This is a genomic window from Shewanella sp. 10N.286.52.A9, from assembly GCF_041468985.1.
GTDB classification, from domain to species: Bacteria; Pseudomonadota; Gammaproteobacteria; order Enterobacterales; family Shewanellaceae; genus Shewanella; species Shewanella japonica.
In genome coordinates this window covers 1-10,302 of the sequence record NZ_JBFRJQ010000038.1, presented here as the reverse complement: position 1 = coordinate 10,302, position 10,302 = coordinate 1, and the positions used below count along the sequence as shown (strand labels likewise).

At 40.5% G+C, this 10,302-nt stretch carries 12 protein-coding genes and 1 pseudogene; 4 read left to right on the top strand and 9 right to left on the bottom strand.

The window, feature by feature from the left end; translation table 11 throughout:
- Positions 1-167 precede the first annotated feature (167 nt).
- From AB4128_RS20260 to AB4128_RS20250, 3 genes are all read right to left on the bottom strand, one after another.
- A complete protein-coding gene (locus AB4128_RS20260) occupies positions 168-1,103 on the bottom strand; it encodes a hypothetical protein (protein WP_372038750.1) in 936 nt (311 codons plus the stop codon).
- A gap of 12 nt (positions 1,104-1,115) precedes the next feature.
- Positions 1,116-2,111, bottom strand: a complete 996-nt coding sequence (gene parM, locus AB4128_RS20255) for a plasmid segregation protein ParM domain-containing protein (protein ID WP_055024352.1) — start codon at positions 2,109-2,111, stop codon at positions 1,116-1,118.
- A gap of 174 nt (positions 2,112-2,285) precedes the next feature.
- Positions 2,286-2,771, bottom strand: coding sequence for a YajQ family cyclic di-GMP-binding protein (locus AB4128_RS20250; protein ID WP_055024353.1), 486 nt, complete (start codon positions 2,769-2,771; stop codon positions 2,286-2,288).
- A 169-nt stretch (positions 2,772-2,940) separates the two neighbouring features.
- Between AB4128_RS20250 and AB4128_RS20245 the strand changes: the two genes are divergently transcribed.
- The 3 genes from AB4128_RS20245 (at position 2,941) to AB4128_RS20235 (ending at position 5,079) form a co-directional block, all read left to right on the top strand.
- Positions 2,941-3,312 carry a VanZ family protein gene (locus tag AB4128_RS20245; RefSeq protein WP_119968843.1) on the top strand — a complete coding sequence of 124 codons (372 nt, stop codon included), beginning with the start codon at positions 2,941-2,943 and terminating at the stop codon, positions 3,310-3,312.
- A 14-nt stretch (positions 3,313-3,326) separates the two neighbouring features.
- Complete coding sequence (locus AB4128_RS20240) at positions 3,327-4,286, top strand: ketopantoate reductase family protein (RefSeq protein WP_372038748.1); 960 nt, start codon at positions 3,327-3,329, stop codon at positions 4,284-4,286.
- An 82-nt stretch (positions 4,287-4,368) separates the two neighbouring features.
- Positions 4,369-5,079 (top strand): phosphatase PAP2 family protein, encoded by a 711-nt coding sequence (locus AB4128_RS20235; RefSeq protein ID WP_372038746.1) that lies wholly within the window; start codon positions 4,369-4,371, stop codon positions 5,077-5,079.
- 40 nt (positions 5,080-5,119) lie between these two features.
- On the opposite strand, the gene AB4128_RS20230 is transcribed toward AB4128_RS20235, so the two are convergent.
- On the bottom strand, positions 5,120-6,262 hold the full coding sequence (locus AB4128_RS20230) for a YdiY family protein (RefSeq protein ID WP_055024357.1): 1,143 nt from the start codon (positions 6,260-6,262) through the stop codon (positions 5,120-5,122).
- A 126-nt stretch (positions 6,263-6,388) separates the two neighbouring features.
- A complete protein-coding gene (locus AB4128_RS20225; RefSeq protein WP_065108953.1) occupies positions 6,389-7,285 on the bottom strand; it encodes a DMT family transporter in 897 nt (298 codons plus the stop codon).
- Positions 7,286-7,629: 344 nt separating this feature from the next.
- On the opposite strand from AB4128_RS20225, the pseudogene AB4128_RS20220 reads away from it, so the two are divergent.
- A pseudogene (locus tag AB4128_RS20220) lies at positions 7,630-7,737 on the top strand (IS110 family transposase); the annotation flags it as partial.
- Positions 7,738-7,759: 22 nt separating this feature from the next.
- Here AB4128_RS20220 and AB4128_RS20215 read toward each other — a convergent pair.
- The 4 genes from AB4128_RS20215 to AB4128_RS20200 all read right to left on the bottom strand — a co-directional run bounded on the left by AB4128_RS20215 (position 7,760) and on the right by AB4128_RS20200 (position 10,066).
- Positions 7,760-8,059, bottom strand: a complete 300-nt coding sequence (locus tag AB4128_RS20215) for a hypothetical protein (protein WP_080915120.1) — start codon at positions 8,057-8,059, stop codon at positions 7,760-7,762.
- A gap of 105 nt (positions 8,060-8,164) precedes the next feature.
- Complete coding sequence (locus AB4128_RS20210; protein WP_372038744.1) at positions 8,165-8,548, bottom strand: DUF6678 family protein; 384 nt, start codon at positions 8,546-8,548, stop codon at positions 8,165-8,167.
- Between the two features lie 92 nt (positions 8,549-8,640).
- Complete coding sequence (locus tag AB4128_RS20205) at positions 8,641-9,417, bottom strand: nucleotidyltransferase domain-containing protein (protein ID WP_372038742.1); 777 nt, start codon at positions 9,415-9,417, stop codon at positions 8,641-8,643.
- 109 nt (positions 9,418-9,526) lie between these two features.
- Positions 9,527-10,066 carry a hypothetical protein gene (locus tag AB4128_RS20200; protein ID WP_156003164.1) on the bottom strand — a complete coding sequence of 180 codons (540 nt, stop codon included), beginning with the start codon at positions 10,064-10,066 and terminating at the stop codon, positions 9,527-9,529.
- Positions 10,067-10,302 lie beyond the last annotated feature (236 nt).

Sequence of the window (10,302 nt, the reverse complement as noted above, 5' to 3'; positions counted from 1 at the left end):
CCTTGGTCAAGGAATCGGTAGCAATTTACAATGAATTACGACCGCATCTTAGTTTAGGGATGAAAACCCCAAACGAGGTGCATGAAAAAGCCAGTAGGGAGTACCAACTGGCTTAACAAAAACCGTCAACCTATTTTAGGACTAGACATACATATACAGCATTGCAGTTACCACAAGCCTTTTGACTTAACTTTGCTGGCTCGAGCCAATTGAGACGTTAGCTGAGACTCGGCCAGCTCTGTAGCGCCCATTTGAGAGCCACTGACCGATAATCCTTGATTAAGCTTATCTGCTACCGCTTGAAATTGGCTGGTTAACTGTTGTTGTAATAGCAAAATAGACTGCTGAATCGCTTTTTGATTAGTCTCAATGGAAATTTGAAGATCAGTGAATGGCACACGGTCATCTTGAGCTGAAAGCATATTATCAGGCAAGCTTGCCGACATTGATTCAATTTGTTGTGTCAGTGCAGATAGCATTTTTTGGTTATTGTGTTCAACCGCTGCTACTTGCTCGCTTAATGTCGTTAGCGCACGATTAATATCAGCACTGTTAATTGTCTCTTGCAGTTCAGTGGTAAGCTTGCCACACAGCGACGCTTCTAATCCGCCAACGGCTTCTGTTGTATTGAGCTGCATTTTTTCAAAATGGCTTTGATACAAGCTTTGCTGCGCTTGAAGCTCTTGCTGTGCACTCGCCTCCTGCTGCTTTAAGACTTCCTCTCGATGACTTGCCAATATAGCTTCTAACTGTTGCCATTGAGCTTCCTCTAGACCTTGATGCGATGTGGCAAGGCCAGGCTCTATTGCAGGATCACTTTCAGTGTCATCAAATAAGCTTATTTGCTTCATTAATCGAGCAGCACTGACGCCATCCACATGATATTGCTCACTAATAAGCCTAGGTAAATCAGCCGAGACTTTGTGCAAATAAAGGCCGCTGAGGTAGATGTCTCGATGAAAGTGACTGCGCCGCTGAAGGGCAATATCTTTATCATCACCACGGCTTTTTTCCGTTTCTTGCCAAGCTCTTAAATTATCAATAGCAAAGCTATGTTGCTTATGTAGCTCTGGCGCTAAATTAAACGTGCACTGAATTCGCATAAAAGTTACCTATTAAGCTGCGTGATAACAACAGATCTCACGAGATAAGGCTTCTTGAGGCTGTTCAAGTAACACGATTTTTTCACCTAAGCTTGGGTAAACGGCATGCACAGCTTCTTCAATCAGCATAGCACCGCCGCCCACAAGATAAACGCGGTTAGGGTTACGCATAAAGGTTTTGGCTTCATAAGCAATTGCATTACCGAGTTCTTGAATTTTGTTCTCAATACATTCAAGCACCCAATCAACTTTGCTTAAATCATTAATAACTTCACAAGCAAACTCACGGTCATGACGGTGCTTAATTAGCTCATTTGCCACCAAGTAACTTGCGTCACTATCAGCTGCTGCCAAGGCTTTTCTCGCGGCGTCTGTCACCATAGATACGCCGATAGTGGCATTGCCGTATACACTCGACACGTCATCAAATTCACCAACGATCACGCCCATATCCAAGGTTGTGCCACCAACATCAATGACTAACGATTTAGTAAAGGCATTGATACCAGAATCCACTAACGTTGTTAACACAGCAGGCAAGCTTTCAGGCAGCACTTCAACATCCACTATCTCGAATAACTCACCTTTATTGAGCGAAATTTCACGCAATAAGTTTTCTTTTTTACGGGCGATGTTGGCTTCATTCTTTTGGCAATCATCCGCATTGTAATATTCAGTAATTGGTAAGGTGACCAAAATGCTCACAGGGCATGGTGCTACCCCCGTTTGTAGTAAGGCATGATGCACTGACAATAGGTTTAAATCATCGTACTGATATGCCACATGAGTGGTTGATAACGCTCTGTCCGATGTGGCATCAAAGGTGTATTTAGTCGAACCTATTTGATAATTAAATATCTTCTTTCCATTGAGTAATGCAGCACTTTTCCAATCTTTCCTAAACGAATTAGGAGAAGTCACACAATGTACTTTGTCATTTTCAATCCAACTGATTTTGACATTGGTAGAACCATCATCGATGGCAAATTTCATTTTTGCAGTGCTCATAACGCGAATCTTAAAGTGTCTTAATGAAAGGTGTGCAGCAACAAGGCGACCACAAACGCTCACAACTTAAATAAAAAATGAATTTTTATCGATTAATGATTTAGATAATAAAAAACGCCGTAACCTCTAACGGCTACGGCGCTTGCATCATTCAAATAAGCGAATTGAAACTAATCAGTCACGAAAATTATTAAACTGAAAAGGCTGCCCTAGTTCGGACTCTTTTGCTAAGCGCATGACCGCTTGCAAATCATCACGCTTTTTACCCGTCACACGAACAGAGTCGCCTTGAATCGCCGATTGCACTTTCAATTTGCTGTCTTTGATTTGTTTAACCAACTTTTTGGCAATTAAACTATCAATCCCTTGCTTAAACTTTACTTTTAAACTGAAGGTTTTACCGCTATGAACTGACTTTTCATCCACTTCCATCGCTGATGGTTCAACGTTACGTTTACTTAATTGTATACGTAAAATATCCACCAATTGACGACACTGAAAATCATCTTCAGCTTTCAGTGTAACCACATTATCTTTATGTTCGATTTCAGCTTCTTTACCACGAAAGTCAAAACGCCCAGCAAGCTCACGACGTGAGTTTTCGACAGCATTACGTAGTTCGACTTCATCAACTTCTGACACAATATCCATAGATGGCATTGGAATTCTCCCCTATTTACGATGCCACTATTCTAGCATTTTCCACCACTGGGCAAACCCTCCATAAAATAGAAAACAATAATTATCTGGAAGTTAATGACATTAATCGTGGTATTTTCTATCATTGCTGCATCGAAACGATATTGCATCAAGCTAAGTTAACCACAGCATGAAATTAAAACTTTTTTTTACAGGCGCATTTGTAGTCGCAGTACTTGTGGTGAGTTACTTAGTCTTTTCCAAACCTAATTACCCAGTTACCTTCTCAAATATGGATAAAGTCGGCCATACGGTCAGCTTTTTAGGGTTGGCGTTTCTCGCCTACTTTGCGTTTAAGCCTAAATGGTATTGGATGTGCTCTGTCCTCACTGCTTATGCGATTTTAATTGAAGTTATCCAATCCCAAATACCTTACCGAAGTGCCTCGGTTGCCGATGTGGTCGCTGACGTACTGGGGATTGCATTGTTCTATCTATTTTTGTTTGTATTTAGAAAGTACCAAGCGGCTAAATTACTCCCTAAACGTGCTTCAAAAGTATAATAAGCGAGCCCATTATGCTTCAGCCTCACACAACCAAAACGGTTGCCGCCACTAAACCTACGGTTGCCATTCTTGGTGCTGGCGCCATCGGCATGTTGGTTTACAAGCAGTTATCTGAGTTCACTCAGCCGATATTACTCGGTAGGGATTTAATCAAAGAACACGCACTGACATTTGAACCTTTTTCAAAGGAAGCCACCAGCGAGACACAGATCATTGAAGGGATGATGTGCGATGTAAACACGATAACTCACACTCAACTTGCCTCAGTTTCGTTAATCATCGTTTGTGTAAAGTCTTATCAAGTGACGCATGCCATCAGGCCACTCATCGATAACTTGCCGCAGCAATGCACATTGCTGTTGTTGCATAATGGCATGGGACCGCATTTAGATACCCTCACTTTATTGGCGCAACATCAAAGAGACGACATTAACCTTTATCTTGGCACAACATCGCAAGCGGCATTAAAATGCAACAAGCTTCATGTGCGTCAAACCGGTACAGGTAAGACAATGTTGGGCCATTTTAAAGGCAAAAAATTAACAGAGAAGCAATTGGCACTGTTAACCCAAGCAATACCTGATTGTCACGTAAGCGAGGACATTCGTTTAGCCCTTTGGCAAAAACTGGTCATCAACTGTGCGATTAATCCACTTACGGCCGTAGAACAGTGCCGTAACGGTCAACTCGCTAAACCGCAATACCAAGCGCGCATAGATAATATTATCGACGAATGTATCATGGTGGCTAATGCAGACGGCGTAATGCTATCCAAACCAGCAATGGTTGAAAACGTCTATCAGGTTATCGCACTGACGGCGAATAACTACTCCTCAATGCATCAAGATATTGCGCACCAACGCCAAACTGAAATACATCAAATTAATGGCTATGTCACGTCACGGGCGAAGTATCATCATATTGCTACCCCTGTGAATGACCAACTCGTGGATGATGTCAGCTCACTATAGGATTGGCGCTAGACTTATTGATAACAGCCTTTAGCTTATATAAACAGCCTTGTACTCACTAATAAAAAGCTGCCTTAGTCTTATGACCAAACCGACTTTTACGCCCACTTGCCAACCTTTCAAGCCCGCCATTGTTGCAGGGTATATCAGCATGCTGCTTGGGGTTTTATTTTGTATAACCTACTTTGACCGCCCACTAGCTGAATATATACATCATGTAATGCATGTAAAAGTAGCCAGCTTTGCCTACTCAAGCCAAACACATGCTGTGCTAGAGTCATTATCCAAAAGTCCTTTGGTGCTGGAAATCTTGGCCTTCATCATCGTTGTGCTTAGCCTAACTAAGCCCTATCAACTGCGCCTTTATCATCTAAGAAATATCATCTTATTGGTTGCAATCAACGCCACTATTATCAGAGTCAGCGCCAAGATAGTGTTTGGCCGCACTTGGCCAGAAACTTGGACTAACAATAACCTCTCTTGGATATCCCATGGCGTAGAGGCATTTTATCCGTTTTCTTTATCGGCAGGGTTTCATTCTTTCCCGTCAGGACACACCCTACTGACGTTTACATTCGCATCGTTGTTTTGGCAATGTTTCCCTCGTTTTAAGTTGATATGGATATTTGCGATGTTGGCGGTAGTTTTAGGGCAATTACTGCAAAATTATCATTATTTGGGCGATATTCTCGCGGGCGCAATACTTGGTTTACTCGTAAGCCAACTGAGTATTAATTATTATTGTCACAACAAGAATTTCAGACATAAAAAAGGACCTTTCAATAGGTCCTAATTTGATGATTCGTTGACTTTAACCGAGAGCGATTAAACGGTTAGATATCGATACCAAAACCCACGATAAACTGGTAATCATTTTCTTTTGGCGTATTGCCGTCAGAATCAGGTTGAGGGCTCGCAGTGTGATCCCAGACAAACGATAAATCTAAATCGAAGATATCCGTTAACTCAATCTCAAGTGTCGCTAAAGCATGATGAGTATAACCACCAGAATCATCATCACCGTATTGCACCCGATAAGAAGTGATAAAATCGATATCGCTGGTTATTTCGGTATCGTAAACCGTCTCAACTACCACAGTTGCGGAGCTACTGTCTGTGCTTTCTCCCGCTTCGACATTATTAAACTTAGTATAGGTATATGCTGGACCACCTGAAATACTCCACTCGGTTTTCGAAGTATCAATGATGTTATAACCTAAACCCGAACCTAAAGTTAGCTTGTATTCAATGTTTAAAAACTTGTCGGTATAAATCTCAGCAAACACAGGGCGCAAATAAAACTGCTTAGATAAAAACCAATCGAAGTTGGTATTAATACGGTTGTTATTAATTTTCTCTTCACTGTCTGATTTAGAATAGTTACCGATATAGTCAATATTAAATCGAGACTCAGTGGTTCTGCGTTTAGTTTTCGCGATAGCACTGTAATCAATTTGCTCAGTGTTACCCGATCTAAAGTTGGCACCTAAACTAATTTTACTCGACCAGTAATTAGATTCAGTTTGCTCGCCTGCGATAATGGTCAGAATTTGCTCTCGCTGAAACTCTTTACCATCAATAAACATTTTACCGTCACGCACCAATAACTGTCCGCTTTGGGTGCTTAAATCTAAAAAGCCAATGCTGACCGTGCCAGCACTTTGCAGCACTTTAACGTCATCCCAATCAATAAAAAGAGTGTCGAGTTCATCGCTTTCAAACTCAAGCTGATCATCATACAGGTTTTTTATTTCCCCTTTTAACAGCTCCATCGAAGTTAACTGTAGCCAATCAAACTCACTGTCTTGAGGCGGGGTAACTTGTTCGGGAGTAAAAGTTGCGGCGCCTGATAATTGACTACCTTCAGGCGCTAAACTTTCTGTCGAAAGAGTGGCACTGTGAACATTAGAACTTAATGTAAATAAGAGGCTAGTGCAGCCTATGGCAACACTCAGTTGTCGAGCAAGGTGATTCATAAAACACTCCCTGAATAAGACTTCTTGGTTTTACTCAGGCTAGTATAGTACGAAAAAACAACAAATTAAAATCAATATAAGGCATTAACCCCCAGATGGGGTTACCCCGTCAGCTGCAGCTAAATGTTAAGTCCACATCACCAAAATTGCAGCTAGTGCTATTAAGACTAAACCCAATATTTCGTTAACCTTCACTTTTTGTTTTAACCAAAATACGCTAATGAGCATAGTAAAAAACACTTCGATTTGACCTAAGGTTTTCACATAAGGCACAGCTTGCAACGACATTGCACTAAACCAACCAATAGAAGCGATACAGCTACACACACTGATTGAAAGCGTTAACCTTGGTCTATGCCAAAGCGCCAGTAATGTCGCTCGGTCTTTAATCCCAAGGTAACTGACCAGTATCAATGTCTGTAGACCAATAACAGATAACAACACCCATGCAGCTCTATGGGTAAATGGAATAGGGTCATACATCGCTGAGTCAGTCATGAGCAGCAAGCTTGCCTCTCGTACCCAAAGAGATGTGAACGCAAACGCAACCCCACTGCCAATTCCAAGCACTATGGTATTGAGCGATAAACGCTTAACACCCCGTTGAGTGCTTAACAGCATTACAGCAACCGCACCAATGATCACACCAATCCAGCCTAACAAACTCAGACTCGTACCAAAAAACAGCACACCTAATATCGCCGCGACCAAGGCCTCACTTTTCGCAAGCCCTGCACCAACAGCAAAGTTCTTTAACTGAAATAGTTTAACCATCAATCCCGTAGCCAAAATTTGCATCAAAGATGCCCCAATGACAAAAGCATAAAATTGATAACTAAAACTGGGAAGCTCACTGGGTTGAAATTGATAAAGGCTGAAAAGGTATAAAGCAGCAATTGGACCTGCCCAAATAAAGCGCGCCAAGGTGACACCACTGACTTTCACTTGCTGGCTCAGCTCGCTTTGAAATGCATTACGCCAAGATTGCATAAAAGCCGCAAGTATCGTCAGTGCTATCCACATACATTTATACCCAATAATTCATAGAGTTGAGGTTTATTTTAATGACTTAATTGAACAGTCTTTTATTACTTTAAAATATCACAAACTCAGCAATAGATTGCTGGTAATTTGTTCTAGCTTAAAAGTAGCGTTCGACCTGTGTCGAACATACTTATTTGTTCGCATATAGTCATGTGGGGGAGATAAATGGTTTAGAGCGAGTATGGTTCTGGACAGAAGCTTGTGAGCGCAAAGGGTATAGAATCGCTCGTGGGATTAGGAAAGGTATGGTAATAAATTAAAATGTACACTGACCCACATATTAATTACCCACATATTACTTACCCACATATTAGTCGCTTCAAAGACCAAAGAAAGAGGCAATAATTGCCTGTATTAGCAAGATGATTGTAACACTGAATTGCATGCTAAGAGATGATGTAATGTGGGAAGCCTCAAAAACTCAAAACTAGCTATTGACGCCATAGTCTCTTGTTAGGTGTTTATACCTACAACCATTTGTTCTTTAACGTTGTTTGGGATATTAACCCAAAGTGTTTCATCATTAAAACTTAAATTAATATTACAATTTTTAGTGACGTTTATAATTTGATGAAGCCAGTCGGAATGACTCCAGCTTCGAGGTGGAGGTGATGTGAATGCTTTTAAACCATTATCCCAATACACTTCAGCACCTTCACGATAGATATGCTGATATCTTGGATTGCCACCACTAGCTAAGACAACGATTAATTGATTATTTTCGAGTATCTCAACTCGTTCGATAACTTCCATGCTCGAAAAACACCTAACGCCCATTTAAGGGCTGATAATAGTTTGCTAAAATGTGTAGCGAAGCGAAACCGAGCAAACTGTTAGCAGTCCCGCTTTAAATTCTTGTTAGGTATACTCTTCACCAAAACTCTCGTAACACTTTGGAAAGTAACCCCAAATCCTGATTGTTGATTTAGTTGTTTCGAACTCAAAGCCAATTTTACTCACAAAAGTTAATATACTTTCAGTTAGCTCTATATCGATCCACTCGACGCAAAGTAGTGGAAATGGTAAGTGATAATACCATTCGCTATCCCAGCCCGATATGTAGCCATTAACTACCTTAGTTCGGTAGCAAGGTGGATTGGGGAGTTCTCGCATTTCTGAGATGAGTTCATTCCATTTTGTGTTGTTGGCAGCACCAACTAATTGCTTTTCAGCAATGATCCTTTTAGCTTCTTTCACGTCCTTTTCATCGGACACTGCATCAGCCATTGGCAGAAGACTCATGTGTATACCTAACGCCTTGCTAAGCGGATAAAAATGGTTGGTTAAAATCGCGAAGCGATAACCAACGGTTTTTATTCCGTTTAAGCAACTTGTTAACTGCCATATTCGCCATTTAAAACATCAATGAAGAATGGGTTTAATTTACTAAAATCTGTTTCAGGTTTTTGTTGCTCTTGCGCTTTGTCCTTAAACCTTTCTAACTCTGAGCTAATAAAGTCACTAATTACATCAATTCGAGGGAGGTATGCACTTTCAAAACCTTTACGCTTATCTTCGAGTAACTTTTGAATTGCAGACTTTAGGCTTTCATCATGCACCAATTCATTTACTAGCACTTCAAATTCCATTGGTACAACACCGCGATCTTGTTCGATCCATTGCATCGCTAGAATAGGTCTAAGGACATAGAAATACTTCTTAATTCTTACTGTTTCACCCTGTAGATATTCTCGGAAATTTCCACTGGCCATATGTGAGTAGTGGTAAAAACAAGAGCGTGGCGAATAGAGAATTGGTATTAGCTCTTTAAAAGCCTCTGTAAATTTATCATTTTGCTGATAGACAATTGGCGAATTGAACCATTCAATTAGAGCTGGGTTTGATTTTCTAAGAAGCTTAAGTGCTTTCTTCAAGTCCCAACCACTGATATCTAATAAGTCATTAATAGGTTTTTCAACTACATCTCTACAATATTCATGATCAACTCTAAGGTACCAGTCCTTATTTCGAACATATACAAAACGAACATCATAGTCACTGTCAGCTGATGGGAATCCCCATGCTCGACTGCCTGATTCACATGCATACAGTATTTTAATGTTCTCTTTAATTTCTAGAGTTTTAAGATTTTCCAATATCTCAGTACGCACTGGATACTCCTTGGCAGTTAACGCCCTGCTAATGGGCGCATAAATGCTTGGCTAAAATTAGCGACGAAGGCGCACAAGCCAAGCGTTTTGCGTCCTTTTGAGTAACTTGTTAGTTTGCAATTTCAAATTCAGGTGCCCAGTTATCACTGACTTCAAATTGTTTGTAAAACTGATTAAGTATTTTCTTAGGGTACTTTGAAAAGCGTGCACTTTCCAAATGTTGAAAAATACTTAACGATTCCAGTGAAACTGCTTCAGGAACCACACCAAACAATTCAAGAAATTTTAGATTTGGTAACTTAGCTAATGGTTCAAGAGAATGAACGATAGTTTTTTTACCCGAAGCATCCCAACTTGGCAAAGTTGATAATGAGAGTGTTTCTAGCTCGAGCAAACCTGAAAGTGAGTCTAGGTTTGATATGTTTGGTAAGTGCGTAATTGAAAGAAACTTTAAACTAGTGCACTTTAACAGAAAATTAAAATCACCTTCAGGCAATGTAGCCACATTGAGTTGTTCAAGGTTTGTGCATTCTGATATTTGGGAAAATGATAAATAATTGCAATGCCATATCGTCATAGACGTGATCTCCAGTGGATTCTCTATGATTGGCATTTCCTTGCTTTTATCTCTCATGTATTCGATGTGCACGATACTTCCTTGCAAACTAACGCCCTAATAATGGGCAAAAAATTGTTGGCTAAAATGTTGAGGAACGAAAACAGCCAACTGTTTTTTGTCCTTATTAATTAGCTTGTATGGATAATAAACCCACCTAATTTACAAATACTTCCCTGTTTCGGGTAATGTGAGACCCAGGCTTTAGCTGCAACTAAAGCTTTCCTTGTCGTAGTTCGATTGATTGCTGGCTCCTCTATTGAGAGACC

Coding starts and splice junctions, on each gene's coding strand:
- parM (WP_055024352.1), bottom strand. CDS start 2,111: ATGAGCACTGCAAAAATGAAATTTGCCATCGATGATGGTTCTACCAAT.
- AB4128_RS20215 (WP_080915120.1), bottom strand. CDS start 8,059: ATGGAAGTTATCGAACGAGTTGAGATACTCGAAAATAATCAATTAATC.
- AB4128_RS20240 (WP_372038748.1), top strand. CDS start 3,327: ATGCTTCAGCCTCACACAACCAAAACGGTTGCCGCCACTAAACCTACG.
- AB4128_RS20250 (WP_055024353.1), bottom strand. CDS start 2,771: ATGCCATCTATGGATATTGTGTCAGAAGTTGATGAAGTCGAACTACGT.
- AB4128_RS20210 (WP_372038744.1), bottom strand. CDS start 8,548: ATGAGTCTTCTGCCAATGGCTGATGCAGTGTCCGATGAAAAGGACGTG.
- AB4128_RS20260 (WP_372038750.1), bottom strand. CDS start 1,103: ATGCGAATTCAGTGCACGTTTAATTTAGCGCCAGAGCTACATAAGCAA.
- AB4128_RS20225 (WP_065108953.1), bottom strand. CDS start 7,285: ATGTGGATAGCACTGACGATACTTGCGGCTTTTATGCAATCTTGGCGT.
- AB4128_RS20235 (WP_372038746.1), top strand. CDS start 4,369: ATGACCAAACCGACTTTTACGCCCACTTGCCAACCTTTCAAGCCCGCC.
- AB4128_RS20230 (WP_055024357.1), bottom strand. CDS start 6,262: ATGAATCACCTTGCTCGACAACTGAGTGTTGCCATAGGCTGCACTAGC.
- AB4128_RS20245 (WP_119968843.1), top strand. CDS start 2,941: ATGAAATTAAAACTTTTTTTTACAGGCGCATTTGTAGTCGCAGTACTT.